Origin of the sequence: Sterolibacterium denitrificans (assembly GCF_900174485.1) — a bacterium.
GTDB classification, from domain to species: domain Bacteria; phylum Pseudomonadota; class Gammaproteobacteria; order Burkholderiales; family Rhodocyclaceae; genus Sterolibacterium; species Sterolibacterium denitrificans.
In genome coordinates this window covers 1,182,558-1,200,002 of sequence record NZ_LT837803.1, presented here as the reverse complement: position 1 = coordinate 1,200,002, position 17,445 = coordinate 1,182,558, and the positions used below count along the sequence as shown (strand labels likewise).

General features: G+C 64.8%; 15 protein-coding genes. 7 read left to right on the top strand and 8 right to left on the bottom strand.

The genetic code is table 11. The features are described 5' to 3' along the window. The first annotated feature begins 74 nt into the window (after positions 1-74). Genes aceB through SDENCHOL_RS05450 form a run of 3 tightly spaced genes read left to right on the top strand, consistent with a single transcriptional unit; the run spans position 75 to position 2,412 of the window. On the top strand, positions 75-1,667 hold the full coding sequence (aceB, locus tag SDENCHOL_RS05460) for a malate synthase A (protein WP_154716318.1): 1,593 nt from the start codon (positions 75-77) through the stop codon (positions 1,665-1,667). A 50-nt stretch (positions 1,668-1,717) separates the two neighbouring features. After that, positions 1,718-2,194 (top strand): hypothetical protein, encoded by a 477-nt coding sequence (locus SDENCHOL_RS14125; RefSeq protein ID WP_172955003.1) that lies wholly within the window; start codon positions 1,718-1,720, stop codon positions 2,192-2,194. Continuing rightward, the gene (locus tag SDENCHOL_RS05450) at positions 2,191-2,412 is read left to right on the top strand and encodes a hypothetical protein (protein ID WP_154716316.1); all 222 of its coding nucleotides are present in this window, start codon (positions 2,191-2,193) and stop codon (positions 2,410-2,412) included. The genes SDENCHOL_RS14125 and SDENCHOL_RS05450 overlap by 4 nt, the downstream gene beginning before the upstream one ends. Here SDENCHOL_RS05450 and SDENCHOL_RS05445 read toward each other — a convergent pair. Together SDENCHOL_RS05445 and SDENCHOL_RS05440 are read right to left on the bottom strand one after the other, a co-directional pair. Next, complete coding sequence (locus SDENCHOL_RS05445; RefSeq protein ID WP_154716315.1) at positions 2,396-4,702, bottom strand: YgiQ family radical SAM protein; 2,307 nt, start codon at positions 4,700-4,702, stop codon at positions 2,396-2,398. The genes SDENCHOL_RS05450 and SDENCHOL_RS05445 overlap by 17 nt on opposite strands. A gap of 45 nt (positions 4,703-4,747) precedes the next feature. Next, complete coding sequence (locus SDENCHOL_RS05440) at positions 4,748-5,389, bottom strand: HNH endonuclease (protein WP_231912917.1); 642 nt, start codon at positions 5,387-5,389, stop codon at positions 4,748-4,750. Here SDENCHOL_RS05440 and SDENCHOL_RS05435 point away from each other — a divergent pair. Beyond that, positions 5,384-6,190 (top strand): energy transducer TonB, encoded by an 807-nt coding sequence (locus tag SDENCHOL_RS05435; RefSeq protein ID WP_172955002.1) that lies wholly within the window; start codon positions 5,384-5,386, stop codon positions 6,188-6,190. The genes SDENCHOL_RS05440 and SDENCHOL_RS05435 overlap by 6 nt on opposite strands. Positions 6,191-6,197: 7 nt before the next feature. Here SDENCHOL_RS05435 and SDENCHOL_RS05430 read toward each other — a convergent pair whose 3' ends face one another. Next, the gene (locus SDENCHOL_RS05430) at positions 6,198-6,731 is read right to left on the bottom strand and encodes an NUDIX hydrolase (protein WP_154717364.1); all 534 of its coding nucleotides are present in this window, start codon (positions 6,729-6,731) and stop codon (positions 6,198-6,200) included. 341 nt (positions 6,732-7,072) lie between these two features. Here SDENCHOL_RS05430 and flhD point away from each other — a divergent pair, with 341 nt between their 5' ends. Further along, entirely contained in the window at positions 7,073-7,390 is a 318-nt protein-coding gene (gene flhD, locus SDENCHOL_RS05425; protein ID WP_154716312.1) for a flagellar transcriptional regulator FlhD, read from the top strand. Between the two features lie 67 nt (positions 7,391-7,457). Continuing rightward, a complete protein-coding gene (gene flhC, locus SDENCHOL_RS05420) occupies positions 7,458-8,000 on the top strand; it encodes a flagellar transcriptional regulator FlhC (protein WP_154716311.1) in 543 nt (180 codons plus the stop codon). 64 nt (positions 8,001-8,064) lie between these two features. Here the strand turns inward: flhC and SDENCHOL_RS05415 are convergent, their stop codons facing one another. From SDENCHOL_RS05415 to purL, 5 genes are all read right to left on the bottom strand, one after another. Beyond that, positions 8,065-9,270 carry a glycosyltransferase gene (locus tag SDENCHOL_RS05415; RefSeq protein ID WP_154716310.1) on the bottom strand — a complete coding sequence of 402 codons (1,206 nt, stop codon included), beginning with the start codon at positions 9,268-9,270 and terminating at the stop codon, positions 8,065-8,067. Next, positions 9,267-10,172, bottom strand: a complete 906-nt coding sequence (locus SDENCHOL_RS05410) for a glycosyltransferase (protein WP_154716309.1) — start codon at positions 10,170-10,172, stop codon at positions 9,267-9,269. The genes SDENCHOL_RS05415 and SDENCHOL_RS05410 overlap by 4 nt, the downstream gene beginning before the upstream one ends. 10 nt (positions 10,173-10,182) lie before the next feature. Further along, entirely contained in the window at positions 10,183-11,394 is a 1,212-nt protein-coding gene (locus SDENCHOL_RS05405) for a glycosyltransferase (RefSeq protein WP_154716308.1), read from the bottom strand. Further along, entirely contained in the window at positions 11,373-12,323 is a 951-nt protein-coding gene (locus SDENCHOL_RS05400; protein ID WP_154716307.1) for a glycosyltransferase family 2 protein, read from the bottom strand. The genes SDENCHOL_RS05405 and SDENCHOL_RS05400 overlap by 22 nt, the downstream gene beginning before the upstream one ends. Positions 12,324-12,420: 97 nt before the next feature. Then, on the bottom strand, positions 12,421-16,365 hold the full coding sequence (gene purL / locus SDENCHOL_RS05395; protein WP_154716306.1) for a phosphoribosylformylglycinamidine synthase: 3,945 nt from the start codon (positions 16,363-16,365) through the stop codon (positions 12,421-12,423). A 171-nt stretch (positions 16,366-16,536) separates the two neighbouring features. Between purL and SDENCHOL_RS05390 the strand changes: the two genes are divergently transcribed. Further along, positions 16,537-17,439, top strand: coding sequence for an NAD(P)-dependent oxidoreductase (locus tag SDENCHOL_RS05390; protein ID WP_154716305.1), 903 nt, complete (start codon positions 16,537-16,539; stop codon positions 17,437-17,439). The last annotated feature ends 6 nt before the right edge of the window (positions 17,440-17,445 follow it).

The following is a 17,445-nucleotide window of genomic DNA, read 5'->3' as shown; positions in this document are numbered from 1 at the left end:
AACATGCTTGTAGTAAAACTTAGCGTCGGCTCAGGCGCCGTCTATCATTCAACCTGTTTCTTCAGGAGTCACTCATGGCACTCGATCTGCCTCAGGGGATGGCCATCAACGCCCCGCTGCATCCGCGTTTCGACGAAATCCTCACGCATGACGCACTGGCGCTGGTCGCCAGGCTGCATCGCGCCTTCGAATCGCGGCGCCAGGAATTGCTGAAGGCGCGTATCGAACGCCAGGCGCGCATCGACGCCGGCGAGATGCCCGACTTCCTGCCCGAAACCCGCCACATCCGCGAGAACGACTGGAAGATCGCGCCGCTGCCCAAGGCGCTGGAATGCCGCCGCGTCGAGATCACCGGCCCGGTCGAACGCAAGATGATCATCAACGCCTTCAACTCGGGCGCGGACAGCTACATGACCGACTTCGAGGATTCCAACAGCCCGAACTGGTACAACCAGATCCAGGGCCAGGTGAATCTCTTCGACGCGATCCGCCGCCAGATCAGCTACACCAACGAAGCCGGCAAGGAATACCGGCTGAACGAGAAGGTCGCCACCCTGCAGATCCGCCCGCGTGGCTGGCATCTGGACGAAAAGCACGTCACCGTCGATGACCAGCGGGTTTCCGGCGGCATCTTCGACTTCGCCCTGGTGTTCTTCCACAACGCCAAGGAGCAACTGGCGCGCGGCGCCGGGCCGTATTTCTACCTGCCGAAGATGGAATCCCACCTCGAAGCGCGCCTGTGGAACGACATCTTCATCCTGGCCCAGGAGCACGTCGGCCTGCCGCGCGGCACCATCAAGGCGACCGTGCTGGTCGAAACCATTCTCGCCACCTTCGAGATGGAAGAAATCCTCTATGAGCTGCGCGAGCATTCGGCGGGGCTCAACGCCGGACGCTGGGATTACATCTTTTCCTGCATCAAGAAATTCAAGAAGAACTGGGACTTCTGCCTGGCCAACCGTTCGGCGATCACCATGGAAGTGCCTTTCATGCGCAGCTACGCGCTGGCGCTGGTGCAGGCCTGCCACAAGCGCGGCGCGCCGGCGATGGGCGGCATGAGCGCGCTGATCCCGATCAAGAACGATCCGGCCGCCAACGAAAAGGCGCTGGCCGGCATCCGCCACGACAAAACCCGCGACGCCAACGACGGCTACGACGGCGGCTGGGTGGCGCACCCGGGCCTGGTGTCCATCGCCATGGAAGAATTCAGGAAGGTGCTGGGCGAGCGTCCCAACCAATGGGACAAGCAGGTCAGCGGCAGCTTCGGCCCGAAGGACTGGCTCGATTTCCAGCCCGAGCAGCCGATCACCGAAGCCGGCCTGCGCAACAACATCAACGTCGGCATCCATTACCTCGGTTCCTGGCTGGCAGGCAACGGCTGCGTGCCGATCCACAACCTGATGGAAGACGCCGCCACCGCCGAAATCTCGCGCTCGCAGGTGTGGCAGTGGGTGGTCAGTCCCAAGGGCAAACTCGACGATGGCCGCAAGGTCACCGCCGAGATGGTACGCACGTTGATTCCCGAGGAACTGGCCAAGGTCAAGGCGGCCATCGGCAATGAACCCGACGCGACCTACGACCAGGCCGCCGGAATCTTCGAGGAAATGTCGCTGTCGGAAAACTACCCTGAGTTCCTGACGCTACCGCTGTACGAGGCGATGGACTGATCACCCCTCTTCGCAATCGCGAAGATTTCACGGCGCCACGGGCAAACCCCATGGCGCCGTTTTTTATTCTGGCGGCCGACGGCCGGTTTCATGCATCACCGGCCCGAGGCACCATTCCACCATCCCGCCATCCCACCACTCCAGCATTCCTGCACAAAGCCAGGAACGACGGAGACGGAGAAGAAAAAAGGCAGAACTTAAAACTGCTTGGCGGCGTTGAGTACCAGTCGAGCCTTGCTCTCGGCTTCGGCTCGATTGTTTGCCGACATTTGCCGCCCAAACGCCTCGCGCGCCTCGCGCCCTTGCTTGGTGGCCTGAATGCTCTTGATGCAGCGCCAACGTTTACCGCCCTTGGTTTCGATCTGGCGCATCTCTTCTTTCGGGTGATGCGTACGGCAGTGATAGCAGAAAAGGGTGTCAGCCATAGGAGTCTTTCAGTATTACGTGGAACGGTCGTTAACGGGGTTAACGCCGAAATCTTACCATCCGGAGCCCCTCTTGGCGAGCCTTGCATGGAGAACCCATGACGGTTGCGTCGCAGCGCACCCTGGAAACGGCAGCGGCCACCCGAGTTTCATCCGCATCGGCATCGATCGAATCCGGCCGTCAATTTATCGCCTCACCGTCTTTTGCCGCGATCAGCCGGAACATCATCGATGCCCGCCATCGATACCATTCGCGTGATTATTTCCGTGCTGGCTCCATGCTGGCCGGCACGCCCCGACGCTTCAGCGTTTTCGCTTGAATCCGCCCCGCGGCGGTTGCGCGCCTCTACCTGGCGCCGTCGGAATGGCTGCCGTATCGAGCCCCTGCCCGCGTCCCTGTCCACGCCCGCGCGGCCGCCCGCTCCCCGGCTGCGCAGCCGCCGAACCCGGCGGCTGAAAGGCGGGCACCAGGTGCTGGGCGCTGTTGCCGATCAGATCCGCCCGTCCCATCTGGCGCAGCGCCTCGCGCAGCAGCGGCCAGTTGGCCGGATCGTGATAACGCATGAAAGCCTTGTGGATGCGCCGGCTACGCCCACTGCGAGCGGTGTACACCTCTTCGCTGCTTGCGCTCAGCTTGCGCAGCGGATTGCGCCGGCTGTGGTACATCGCCGTGGCGATGGCCAGCGGCGTGGGCAGGAAGTTCTGCACCTGATCGAGACGGAAACGGTTCTTCTTCAGCCACAACGCCAGATTCAGCATGTCCTCGTCGCTGGCCCCCGGGTGGGCGCCGATGAAGTAGGGAATCAGATATTGCTCCTTGCCGGCTTCGCGCGAGTATTTGTCGAACAGCACCTTGAACTTGTCATAGTTGGCGATCGACGGCTTCATCATTTTCGCCAGCGTGGCCTCCTCGGTGTGCTCGGGCGCGATCTTCAGATAGCCGCCGACGTGATGGGTCACCAGTTCCTTGATGTACTCGGGCGAGCGGATCGCCAGGTCGTAGCGCAGGCCGGAGCCGATGTTGATGCGCTTGATGCCCGGCACCTTGCGCGCCTTGCGGTAGAGCTGCACCAGCGGGCCGTGATCGGTGCCCATCTGCGGGCAGATGTCGGGATAGACACAGGACAGACGCCGGCAGGAGGCCTCGATCTTCTTGTCCTTGCAGGCCAGGCGGTACATGTTGGCGGTCGGCCCGCCGAGGTCGGAAATCGTGCCGGTAAAACCTGGCGTCCTGTCGCGGATCTGCTCGATTTCGTGGAGGATGGATGCTTCCGAACGGCTCTGGATGATGCGTCCCTCGTGCTCGTGGATGGAGCAGAAGGTACAGCCGCCGAAGCAGCCGCGCATGATGTTGATCGAAAAACGGATCATCTCCCAGGCCGGAATTTTCGCCTCGCCATAGGACGGATGCGGCGCGCGCGCATAGGGCTGGTCGTAGACATGATCCATCTCCGCCGTGCTGAGCGGGATCGGCGGCGGATTCAGCCAGACATCGCGCCGCCCCGCCCCCTCGCCATGCGCCTGCACCAGGGCGCGGGCGTTGCCGGGGTTGGATTCCAGATGAAAAACGCGCGAGGCATGGGCATAGAGCAAAGGATCGCTGGCGACCTGCTCATACGAAGGCAGGCGGATCACCGTCTGCTCACGCGCCGACTTGCGCGTCGCCAGGCGCTCGACCCGCTCATCCATTTGCTGACTGCGGGAAACGATCCGGATGGGCTTGACGCCCTCCGCGCCGGCGGCGGCCGCAGCCTGCCCGGCGCAGCCCGCCGCATCCGGCATATCCGGCGTCGATGCGGTCATGGCATAAGGATCGGGATGCCGGTGGGGCGGGTGGGACGAATGCTGCGAACCCGGCGCATCCACCTGGGTCGAATCGATTTCCGTCCAGTCTTCGGCAGGCCGCCAGCCGGGCGGCACCATGAACGCCGTGCCGCGCAAATCGCGAATTTCCCGTACCGGCACACCACGCGCCAGACGATGCGCCAGCTCGACGAGAGCCCGCTCGGCGCTGCCGTAGAGCAGCAGATCGGCCTTGGCGTCGAGCAGGATGGCGCGGCGCACCTTGTCCGACCAGTAATCGTAATGGGCGATGCGCCGCAGGCTGGCCTCGATGCTGCCGATGATGATCGGCCGATCCGGATAAGCTTCGCGGCAGCGCTGGGAATACACCACCACCGCCCGGTCGGGACGCTTGCCGGGCTCGGCGTTGGCGGTATAGGCATCGTCCGTGCGGATCTTGCGATCCGCCGTGTAGCGATTCACCATCGAATCCATGTTGCCGGCGGTGACGCCGAAGAACAGATTCGGCTTGCCCAGTTGCCTGAAGGCCGCGCTCGACGTCCAGTCCGGCTGGCTGATGATGCCGACGCGAAAACCCTGTGCTTCCAGCAGCCGACCGATCAGCGCCATGCCGAAGCTGGGGTGGTCGATGTAGGCATCGCCGGTGACCAGGATGATGTCGCAGGAATCCCAGCCGAGTTGCTCCATCTCGGCGCGCGACATCGGCAGGAAAGGCGCGCGTCCGAAACGCTGCGCCCAATGCTTGCGATAGGAAGTCAGCGGCGTGGGCGCCTGGAACGGCCCGGCCGCGGCAGCGGCTGTATTCATCCGCGCATTTTACCGCTTGCCGACGCGCGGCTCGCTCTCAAGCCCTCAACATGCCCGGCGCAACAATCGCGACTCGCGCACTGGCACGTGCTTGGCCAGGAAATCCATCTGGTCATGCAGGATGCGGCGGTTGCTGAGGATCAGATATTCCGCCTTGTTCGGCACATACGGCGCGTACAGCAACTGCATGCCGGCCTGCTCCGGCGTGCGGCCGCTCTTGCGCTGGTTGCAGGCGCGGCAGGCGGTGACGACGTTCATCCAGAGATCGAGGCCGCCCTGCGACAACGGCACGATATGCTCGCGCGTCAGACGCTGGCTGGCGTAGCCATTCCCGCAATAGGCGCACACATGCCGGTCGCGCTGGAACAACTCGCGGTTGCTGAGCGGCGGCACCTGCAGCCACCCCCGCGACGCCACCGGCCGCCCCCTGATGGCGATGATGCTGTTGGTCGTGATCGAGGAACGCCGCCCGGTGGCACGGCTGATGCCACCGTAAAAAGTCAGATTTTCATCGCCAGCCGACCAGGCGACCAGGTTTCTGGCGTAATAAAAACAGGCATGCTGCCACGTCACCCAGCGATACGGCGCGCCATTCATGTCCAGCGTAAGGATCAGCGGCAGCATGGCCGCGCGGGCCTCACAGACCGCTACAGCATCGGCAATCCCGGCAACTTCGATGGCTTGCATGATGCGATGGATTCCCTTGCGACGATATGTCAAGATCATCGAACCTCGGTGGAACGCGATGACCGCGGCCACCGGCTTCGATCGATGGCCTTCAACTATACAACCATGAACCACGGCACAGGAAAAACAGCGAAGTCTCTGGGCCAGGCAGTGGCGATCTCGCTGGCGCTGCACGCCTTCCTGCTGCTGCAGGAAAATCGGTCAATCAATATGACGCCGGCCACCGACCCGCTCCACGCTCGCCATGCCGGACCGCTCGCCGCGCGCCTGCGCACGAACGCGCAGCAAGCCGCCGCCCCCGTTGCGCAAACCACGGCAGCGGCGGCAGGTGCTCCGCGTCAGGAAAACGCCCGAAAGGCGCCTCCGCCAGACGCTTCGCGAGCAAGCATGAGTATGGCTGCGACCGTCGCCGACACGGCTTCCGTCACGGCAGAAACCGCCGCCAGCGGCAATGCCGATGCCGGCCATCCAGCCAGCGTGAACGGCGAGGGCGAAGGCAAACACCTGCGCCAATACCGCATCGATCTTGCCATGGCGGCACGACGTTTCCGAAATTACCCAGCCGCCGCCCGTAACGCAGGCATCGGCGGCATCACCGGCGTACGCGTGGTCGTCGCTGCCGACGGCCAGTCACAGGGCGCGGAACTGCACTCCAGCAGCGGCAATGCCCTGCTTGACGCGGCCGCGCTGGAAATGCTCGGAAATGCCGCACAGGCAACCGCGGTACCGCCGGCTCTGCGCGGTCGCGCTTTCGACGTGCTCATTCCCGTGGCGTTCGATCCCGACCCGCCTGCGGAATGAACACGCATCAGGGCGGCGGCAATTCGGCGCTGTGAAAGCGCCAGGCGCCGAATTTGCGATCGGCGAAAAAATGGCGCAGCGTCATGGCGATGGTGCGAAAAGCAATCTCGTCCCAGGGAATCTGCAACTCGTCGAACAACGCAACCTCCAGCGTCTCGACGCCGGCGGCGAAGTCCAGATCGAGCAGACGCGCCCGATAAATCGCATGCACCTGGCTGATGTGCGGCACGCTGATCAGCGTGTATAGCTCGCCCAGTTCGACGCGCGCGCAAGCCTCTTCGTGCGTCTCGCGCAGCGCCGCGGCCGGCAGCGTCTCGTTGTTTTCCATGAAGCCCGCCGGCAGGGTCCACATGCCGTAGCGCGGCTCGATGGCACGCCGGCACAGCAGGACGCGATCCTCCCAGACCGGCAGGCTGCCGACGACCAGCTTGGGGTTCTGATAATGAATCGCACCGCAGGCATCACACACGGCGCGCAGCAGCGCATCGCCCGGCGGAACCCGCATGGCGACGGGCGAGCCGCACGTGCTGCAGAAATTGATTTTCGCTTCCATGGGGCGCCGATTTTAACGCAGCCGGCCATCCCGACCGAGCCGGAAGCAAAGAGAAAAAGGCAGCAGCCCATCGGCAAACCCGCAATCGCGGCTTGCCGGCGCAACCCCGACATACCAGACGGCGAAGGCCGCTCGAAAGACAGGTCAAAAGAATTAAAACCGCGTTAATTCATTGCGTTACACGAAAATTGTAAGAATAAACCTTACAAACCTCCCGGAAGCCGTTCTGACATCAAAAACAGCATTGCACCGCTACTCGTGGTTGACAGCATTGACCATAATCCGCTCGCCTTCCGGATTCCGCAGGCTGAAAACCAAAGGAGAGCACCATGAAAATGACTGACACCTACAACGACATAAAGGAAGTCAATCTTGCCTACCTCATGCTGGCGCAGAACATGATTCGCGCCGACAGGGAGCGCGCGATTTTCCGTCTGGGCATCAGCCAGGAAATCGCAGACATCCTCGACCGTCTCACCCCTGGTCAAGTACTCAGGATGGCCAGCGCCGACATGCTGCTGTGCAGCTTCCGTTTCGACGACACCCTGCTGCTGAACCTGCTTGCCAACCATGACCGCGAACGCGGCATCGGTCACATGCATGCAACGATACTCGCAGCCGGCAAGCCCGTCGAAACCGTTGCCTGAAGCACGCACTGCGCAACACTACGCTGCGCGCCGCCGACATTGCCGCCGCCACCATCCAGGAGTTCCCATGCGCAATAAATCCGTCATCTCGGAAGCGAGAGACATCGGGCTGGCCATCGAACTGATCCAGCTCGGTGCCCGTCTGCAATTGCTCGAAACCGAAACCAAACTCAGCCGCGAACGGCTGATCAAGCTTTACAAGGAAGTCCGCGGCGAATCGCCGCCGAAGGGCCTGCTGCCCTTCTCCACCGACTGGTTCATGACCTGGCAGCCGAACATGCATGCCTCGCTATTCATGGCCTATCACAACTTCCTGCTCAACCACACCCAGTTGCGCGGCCTGAACCTGATCATCAAGTCCTACCACCTCTACCTGGAACAGGTCGAGCGCAACGACATGAAGCCGGTGCTGTCGCTGACCCGCGCCTGGACCATGGTGCGCTTCTTCGATGCCAACATGCTGACGCTGGCCACCTGCAAGACCTGCAGCGGCCAATTCGTCGCCCATGCCTTCGACCCGACCAAGACCTACGTCTGCGGCCTGTGCAACGTCCCGGCGCGCGCCGGCAAGACGCGGCGCAGCGTGGGGTCCGAAACCGCCCACGCATGAAGCGCTGTCCGTGCGCGGCGCTGATTTCCGCGCACGGACTGGGCGGCCCTCAGCGGGCGAAGCATCAGCGCTCACGGTGCAGCGCAATGCAGAAGGCCTCTCCGGCAGAGGCCAGTTGCCTGGCCAGCGAGGGCTCGTTCGCCAATCGGCAAATCGCCTCCGCAAACTCATCCGGCGTCTCCGCGAGCAGGTAATGCTCGCCCGCGCGCGCATCGAAACCGCGCGCGCCGTGCGCCGTGGATACCACCGCCCGGCGATGCGCGAAAGCCCCCAGGGTTTTGAGCTTGCTGCCGCCGCCGGCTTTCAGGGGCACGACGACCACATGCGCCTCCGCATACAGATCGGCGAGATCCGGCGCGTCCGGAACGAACTTGACGTCCGACACCCGCCGCAGCATTTCAGCCAGGCTCGCCGACGCGCCGCGTCCGGCGATGCACAGGCATAAGGAACGTCCCAAGCGGCGCCTCAATGCCGGCAGATGCAGATTGACCAGCGCCAGCACCGCCTCCTCGTTGGGCGGGTAGTTCAACGTGCCGACAAACAGCAACCGCAACACCGCCGCTGGCGGCATGAAGGTTTCTCCACTCGAATCCGGCAATGGAATCCGATTGGGACGGACACCAATCACATTCGACAGCCGCGTGCGCAAATGTTGGCGATCCTCATCCGCCGCCAGCCAGACCTTGTCGTAAGGCCCCGTCAGGCGCATCTCCAGCAGGGCGTATTGAAGCGCCGTGACGGCACAGCGGAACGCCTGCCCATAGCGCCCCATGCGCCAAAGCGCGCCGGCCACGCTCATGCGCGTCTGCGACTCCAGATCGTCCATATCGAGTTCCAGCGCTGCCTCCGGGAAGCATCCGGCGAATTGCAGCGCCACGTCATGCACGTAGAACCTGAACGCAACGATCCTGGCGACTTCGGCCCGTCCGGGCAACAATGGACGAAGCTGCGCAAAAGCCCGCCTGCCGGCCCTCATCCGCCAATCGGCAACGACCCCGCGGTACGGCAAGCACAGCAGCGGGAAGAGATACCCCAAAGCGCGCAGGCCCGAACGATGCCGCGCCGTTCCGGCAGACAGCCGATGCACCGCCTCTGCCGGATAGACCAGGGGCAGGGGCTGCGCCGGCAAGTCTCCCGTCACGACGACATGCACCCGATGGCTGCGGGCAAGATCCAGCAGCCAGTCCCAGGCACGCAAGGCGGGTCCCGAGCCGCCCGGCTGCGGCAGCACGGGGGTCACCAGCAAGGCGACGGGACGGACGGAACTCATGGCGCCCGCAGCCAGGAACGCAGGCTGCGCAATGGAAACCGCCAGCGCAAGTTGCGTCTCTGGCGTCTGTAACTCGCCAGGCTGCCGATCGCGTCGGCCGGCAGGTGCCGGCGCGCGTGGTTGGCGTAGGTGGTATCGGCATGCAGCACGTAGTCGACCGTCAGCATGTCCGCATGAAAATGCGTGAAGTCGAGACGCTCGCGCGCAAACCAGAGGTGATTCCACAGGTGCAGGCTGTACGCCTCATCGGGCAGCCCGGCCGAGTGCAGGAACAGGTTTTCTATGCCTCGCGAAGTCCAGTCCAGCGCATAAAAAGCGCTTTCCGGTTCGACGCAAACCAGCGCCGGATGCTTCTGCCAGAGGCGGAAGGGCAGCAACGTCGAATGATTGCTCCAGGTGCCGTCGAATGCCTCATGAAAACCCTCCAGCCAGAGACGTCCAAATTCCGCACCGGGCGCCGAGGCGATCCAGGCATTGCACAAGGAACCGCCGTCGACGGCGGCCTGCGGGGCTTTTTCCTGCCCGAGGATGAACTGGCGCTCGCGCCAATGCGCCGGGATGGGGCGGAGGAACAAGGTGTCGATATCCGCATAAATGCCGCCCCGCTCGAGCAGGATCCGGAGCCGCGCGAAATCCGCGAGGTGCGCGTAGCGATAAGGCGATATCGACGCATCCGCGTAACGGTATTCAGCCAGCGTCCGTTCCGGCTCGATGCGCTCCAGAATCAAGCCGGGCTTGATCCGTTCCCACCACTCGCCCCAAGGCTCGTGATGGTAGTGAAAGTACACGGCATCCGGCCGATTCACGTTGATGCACGAAGCCAGGCACAGGTAATACATCAGGTGGAAAGGCTCTCTTTGCTCACGCAGCCCGAAAACGAAATGGAATACGTTGGGAATCATGGAGGCATCCTCATGTCCGCATTTCGAGCGCCCTGAGCAAGGCGGCCGTCACGGCGTCCCTGGAAAAATCGCCGGACAGCCGCTGCGCAACCCGTCCGGCGCATTCGCGCGCATGCGAGCTGTGCTCGAAAACGAAGCGCATGTGGGCCGCCGCCTGGTCGACGGACGGCTCCGCCCAGCGGTCGGATGGCCGGTGGCTGGCCGGGAATGCCGGATCAACCGCCGGCACCATGCGATGCTCGACCCGATGCGCAAATCCCGGCTCGAGAAAATCGAGCTGTCCCCCATAACCCGTCATGATGACCGGCTTGCCCAGGCGCGCCGCCTCGAACGCGCCGAGCCCCCAGCCTTCGGCACGCGGCAGCGCGATGTAGCAATCGCCCTTTTCGTGCAATGCAAGCATCTCCGCATCGGACAGCGTTTCATCCATGATGACGGCCACGGGCGGGCTGTCGGGATGAGCGGACAGCCGCCGCTCCACCGCGTCCTGCGGCGAGGGATGGCGCCGGCGGAAACCATGGCGCCAATGCCGGCGCCATCGGGTGAAATCCTGCTCGCCCGTCTTGATCGCCAGCAGCACCCGATCATGGCGCGTGAAAGCCTTCAGGTACGCCTCCAGAACCAGATACGGCGCCTTGCGGTGTGACCAGTAGGCAATCGAATAGAACATGAACCGCGCCGGATCGTTGCCGAACGGCCCGAGCCTGCGGTTCAGGGCGGCATGGTCTCCTCCCTGGCCGGATTCGGAATCAAGCTTTCCGAGATACTCGAACTGCGACAAGTGCGGCACCACGAAAACCGGCACCGTGACGCCCGAGTCGCGAAACGCCTGGGCATTCCAGTGAGTAGGCACGATCACGCCGTCCAGACGATTCAAGATGGCCGGCCAATGATCCGGGAGACGCTCCAGCTCCCAGACGGTATATCCCAGGATGCGGCGGCCGGGCTTGCGCTCGCGCTCGATCCACTCGGGAAAATATTCGGGGACGGTATGGATGAGCACCGTGTCGTAATCCATCGCCCGGTTGCAGACCGGGGCAAGGCTGGCACATGGCCAGAGCGGCGACGTATACGCTTCGTACGCACGCCTGCCTCTGATCATCGGCGTCCAGGTGAGCGCCACGCCTGCGTCCATGAGCGCGCGGACGTAGGCCTTGGCGGCAACCGCATAGCCCGTGGTATCGCCCCATGAAATGTATTTCAGCGCGCGCAATTCCGCCATTCCGCGAAGTAAAAGACGCGCGTGCCGCGCAACAGGCCGGTGAAGAAGCCGCGCGCCCGGGCGGCATACGCGGCCCGCTTCCAGCCGCGGGAAAACAGCGCCCGCGCCAGCGCGCCGGCAACGATGCGCGCTCCCCAGTAGATCAGATGAGGAGAAGGACGCTTGGCCACCACGGCGCCCGCGCCGATCGCATAGGCGTGAAACCTGGCGGCAGCCCAGCGGTTCCAGGGCGGAACTTTCTGCGGATGCCTCATGCGTATCGCCGGGTCGTAGCAGGCGCGGCGATTTTCCATGAGAGCGAAAAGCCGATCCATCAACTCGATGCCCTCGGCAGCGGGAAACGCCGCGCCCGGCCCGAAGCGCTCGTCGAATCCTCCGGCACGCATGAAAACCGAACGCTGCACGAAGAACACCGCCTCCGTCAGGCAGCCGAACATCGTCCAGCGGCCGAAGTCGCAAGACTGGCGCCGCCAGCGCAACACGCTCGATGCGCCCGATGTATCGACCGTCCTGCCCGTCGCGACGCCGACCGTGGGATCGGCGATCAATCGCTCCAGCGCCAGCAGGGTATCCGGAAACAACTGGCAATCGTCATCGGGAAACCCCAGCCATTCGCCCCGCGCCACGCGCGCGCCCACATTGCGCGCCCGGTTCAGGCCGCGGAAATCCACCCGCACATGCACGATCTCGAGGTTTTCCGCATGACGGCGCACGACGTCATCCAGACGCCCGTCCCCGTTCTGGTCGACCACGACGACTTCGAAGTCCGGCCCATCCGCCGGCGCGGGCATGCTGGCAAGACAGCACTCCAGCTCGCCATCATCCTGGAGCGTCGCGATTACCAGCGAGAAACGGAATTTCGAGGATGAGTCCCCAGGCACCCAGCCGGTCTGACCGATTTCACTCGCAGAAAGCCGGCGCAAACCCATGCCTCACACCTCATCCATGCTCAAGCCGCCGATTCATCGGGATTCCGTCGCTTCCGTCGCACGGCCACCACCCGCCGCATACCCTGCCGGCAGTCGTTCAATCCAGCCAGCGCCGGGCGTTGCGGAACATCGTGAGCCACGGCGAATCGTCGCCCCAGAGCGCATCCCACGCCTGTGGATGCCAGGAAAGCTGGACATTGCGGAAAGTGCGCTCGGGGTGCGGCATCATGATGCTGAAGCGGCCATCCGCCGTGGTGACGCCGGCCAGGCCGTCGGGCGAACCGTTCGGATTGTATGGATAGCTCGTGGCCACGCGGCCGCGATGGTCGACATAGCGCAGCGCCACGATGGCCTGCGCGGGATCGCGGCCGGCGGCAAATTCGGCGCGGCCTTCGCCGTGCGAGACGATCACCGGCAGACGGCTGCCGGCCATGCCCTGGAAGAAGATCGAATTCGAATCCGGAATCTCGACTTGCACCAGACGCGCCTCGAACTGCTCGCTACGATTGCGCTGGAAGCTCGGCCAGTGCGCCGCGCCGGGAATGATCGCGCCGAGATGACTCATCATCTGGCAGCCATTGCACACCCCCAGGGCAAAACTGTCCGGACGCGCGAAGAAGGCGGCGAATTCGTCATGCAGGCGGCCGTTGAACAGGATGGACTTGGCCCAGCCCTGGCCGGCGCCGAGCACGTCGCCATAGGAAAATCCGCCGCAGGCGGCAAAGCCCTGGAAATCGGCCAGGCTCAGTCGTCCGCTTTGCAAGTCGCTCATATGCACGTCATGGGCGGCAAACCCGGCGCGGGCGAAGGCCGCCGCCATTTCGACGTGGCCGTTGACGCCCTGCTCGCGCAGGATGGCGATCTTCGGCCGGGCCTTGGCGCTCTCCGCGACGTGCGGCGCAACGGGTGAAAAGCTCAACTCGGCCGACAGCCCCGGATCGTCCGCATCCAGCAGCGTGTCGAATTCCTCCTGGGCGCAGGCCGGATCGTCGCGCAGGCGGGCGATCCGGTAACTGGTCTCGGACCAGGCGCGCTGCAGCGCGACGCGCGGCAGGCTCAACACCTTGCGCGCATTGCGCCAGACGCGGATTTCATCGCCATCGTTCAAGTCGCCGATCAGATGCGATACGCAGCCCAGACCGGCCGCGCGCAGCACTTCCATCACCTGACTGCGCGCGCTGCGGCGGATCTGCAGCACCGCGCCCAGCTCCTCGCTGAAGAGCGCGGCCAGCACACGGTCGAACAGACGCCCTTCGAGCACGTCCGGCGCCCGTTCCATGCCGTCGACGTCGTTCATCCGCGGGTCGTAGCACAGGCCGTCGAGATTCAACGAAACGCCGACGTGCGCAGCAAAGGCCATTTCGCAAACCGTGGCGAACAGGCCGCCGTCGGAACGGTCGTGATAGGCCAGCAGCAAGCCGGCCTGCGACAACTGCTGGATGGCGGCGAAGAAAGCCCGCAGCAATTCGGGATCGGCATCGGGCACCTGATTGCCGGTGACGCCATGCACCTGGGCCAGCGCCGAGCCGCCCAGGCGGTTCTGGCCGGCACCCAGGTCGATCAGCAGCAGCTCGGTCTCCCCGGCATCCGTGCGCAACTGCGGCGTCAGGGTGCGGCGCACGTCCAGGCAGGGCGCGAAGGCGGTAACGATCAGCGACAGCGGGGCAACCACCTGCTTGCCGTCCGTCCCGTCCTGCCAGGTCGTCTTCATCGACAGCGAATCCTTGCCCACCGGAATGGACAGATCGAGGCCGCGGCAAAAATCCAGCGCCACGGCCCGCACCGTGTCGAACAGCGCCGCATCCTCGCCGCCATGGCCGGCCGCCGCCATCCAGTTGGCCGACAGCTTGATGCTGCCGAGACCGGCGATGGCCGCCGCCGCGATGTTGGTGATGGCCTCGGCCACCGCCATGCGCCCCGAGGCCGGCGCATCGAGCAGCGCCAGCGGGCTGCGCTCGCCCATGGCCATGGCCTCGCCCAGCGTGGTCTCGAAACCCAGCGCGGTCACCGCGCAGTCGGCCACCGGCACCTGCCAGGGACCGACCATCTGATCGCGCGCGGTCATGCCGCCGACACTGCGATCACCAATGGTGATGAGGAAATTCTTGGCAGCCACCGTCGGCAGACGCAGCACGCGCAAGGCCGCCTCGGTGACGTCGACCTCGTCGAGCACGAAGTCCGGCGCCGTGACGCTGCCGCGCCGTACATCGCGCAGCATGCGCGGCGGCTTGCCGAGCAGCACCTCCATCGGCATGTCCACCGCATCATTGCCGAAATGTTCGTCATGCACCACCAACCGGCGCTCACCCGTGGCGCGGCCAATCACGGCAAAGGGACAACGCTCGCGCACACAGATGGCATCGAACGCCGCCAGACGCTCGGGCGCGATGGCCAGCACGTAGCGCTCCTGGGCTTCGTTCGACCAGATCTCGCGCGGCGACATGGCGGATTCTTCGGTGGGAATGGCACGCAACTCGAAACGCGCGCCGCAGCCGGCATCGTTGGCCAGCTCCGGCATGGCGTTGGAAATGCCGCCGGCGCCGACGTCGTGAATCGCCAGGATGGGATTGTCCCTGCCCTGCTGCCAGCAGCGGTCGATGACCTCCTGGGCGCGGCGCTGGATTTCCGGATTGCCGCGCTGCACCGAAGCGAAATCGAGATCGGCGGTATTGGCGCCGGTGGTCATCGACGAAGCCGCGCCGCCGCCCAGGCCGATCAGCATGCCCGGCCCGCCGAGCTGGATCAGCAGCGAGCCGGCCGGAAATTGAATCTTGAAGGATTGTTCGGCCTGGATGTTGCCCAGCCCGCCGGCGATCATGATCGGCTTGTGATAGCCGCGCACCTCGCCGTTGAATGCCTGCTCGTAGGTGCGGAAGTAGCCGGTCAGATTGGGTCGGCCGAATTCGTTGTTGAACGCCGCCGCACCGATCGGTCCCTCGACCATGATGTCCAGCGCGGAAGCGATGCGCTCGGGCTTGCCGTAAGGCACTTCCCACGGCTGCTCAAAACCCGGGATGCGCAGGTTCGAGACCGAGAAGCCGCACAGGCCGGCCTTGGGCCTGGAGCCGCGCCCGGTCGCGCCCTCGTCGCGGATCTCGCCACCCGAGCCGGTCGCGGCCCCCGGAAAAGGCGAGATCGCCGTCGGATGATTGTGCGTCTCGACCTTGGCGAGGATGTGGGTCAATTCATCGTGATAGCGATACTCGCCGCCGGCATTCGCATCCGCATCCGGATAGAAGCGCGCGATCCGCGCCCCTTCGATGATCGCCGCATTATCCGAATAAGCCACCACCGTGCCCTGTGGATGCGCCTTGTGCGTCTCGCGGATCATGCCGAACAGCGTCTCCTCGCGCTGCTCGCCATCGATCACCCAGGAAGCATTGAAAATCTTGTGGCGGCAATGCTCGGAATTCGCCTGGGCGAACATCATCAGCTCGACGTCGGTGGGATTGCGGCCCAGGCGCGTGAAGTTTTCCGCCAGATAGTCGATCTCGTCTTCGGACAGCGCCAGGCCCAGCTCGGCATTCGCCGCCACCAGCGCCTGCCGGCCCCGATCGAGCAGCGCCACCGTGGTCAGCGGCTGCGGCGGCAGTTGGCGGAACAGCGCCTCGGCCTCGTCGAACTGCGCCAGCACCGATTCGGTCATGCGGTCATGCAGCAAGGGCAGCAGGGCCGCGCGCTGGCTGGCCGGCACGTCCGCATGAAACGCCGTACCGCGCTCGATGCGCCTGACCTGGGCGAAACCACACTGCCGCGCGATGTCCGTGGCCTTGCTCGACCACGGCGAAATCGTCCCCAGACGCGGCGTGACCAGCAGCAACTGGCCGGCAGGCAGGGCATCGGAGCGCGCCGGCGCACCCAGCAACTGCCCCAGACGCTCGATCTCGGCCGCGCTCAAGGGCGCTGCCAGCTCGACGAAATACCAGTGTTCGGCGCTCAACCGCCCGAGGCTGCCGACAGCGCCCTGCAACTGCTCGGTCAAACGCGCCAGGCGACTGGCAGTGAAGGCGGCGGCACCGCGCAGCTTGAGGATGTCGGGCATGGCTATGAGAGGCAAAAGGAGAGACAAAGAGCGCGTTTGCGCAAAGGCGAGATTATACCCGCCGCCCCTGCCGCCAGACAGGACGAAAACGCCCGCCGGACGATCCCGCGGCCATGTCTGCGGCCATTTCATGCCATAGTCGCCCTCCCTGAATTTTCTGCAGGAGCGGTCATGGAAATCGGATTCATCGGTCTCGGTTTGATGGGACGCCCGATGGCCGGGCATCTGCTGGCGGCGGGCCATGCGCTGCACCTGTGGGCGCGCCGCCCCGAAACGCTCGAAGCCTGGCGCGACCGGGCAGGCGTGAGGCTGCACGGCAGCGCGGCCGACGTCGCAAGGTATGCCGATCTCGTCTTCACCGTGGTGGCCGACGCGCCGGATGTCGAGCAGGTGACGCTCGGAGCGCGCGGCCTCGCCGAAGGCGCGCGACCCGGCCTGATCGTCATCGACATGAGCACCATCGCCCCGGCGGCGGCGCGCGACATCGGCCGGCGCCTGGAGGAACGCGGCATCGAATTCCTCGACGCCCCGGTCTCCGGCGGCGAAACCGGCGCCATCGACGCGACGCTGACCATCATGGTCGGCGGCAAGCAAACCGTGTTCGAGCGCGCCCGCCCGCTGCTCGAATGCCTGGGGCAAACCATCACCCACATCGGCCCGACGGGCGCGGGGCAGGTGGCCAAGGCCTGCAACCAGATACTCACGGCGATGGGCATCGCGGCGGTTGCCGAAGCCTTCAACTTCGCCCGCGCCAGCGGCGTCGATCCGGCACGGGTGCGCGAGGCGCTGCTCGGCGGCTTCGCCGCCAGCCGCATCCTCGACGCGCATGGCCAGCGCATGCTGGAACGCAATTTCCGCCCCGGCTTCAAGGCCTGGATGCACCAGAAGGACTTGCGCATCGTCATGGCAGAAGCGCAGCGCCTGGGCCTCACGCTGCCTGGCGCGGCAGCGACGACGCAGCTATTCAACGCGCTGGTTGGCAGCGGCGGCGGCGAGGAAGACTCGATCGCCGTGCTCAAGCTGCTGGAGCGGCTGAGCGGATACAGCGATCATGGCAACGACCCATCGCCTTGATCTTCG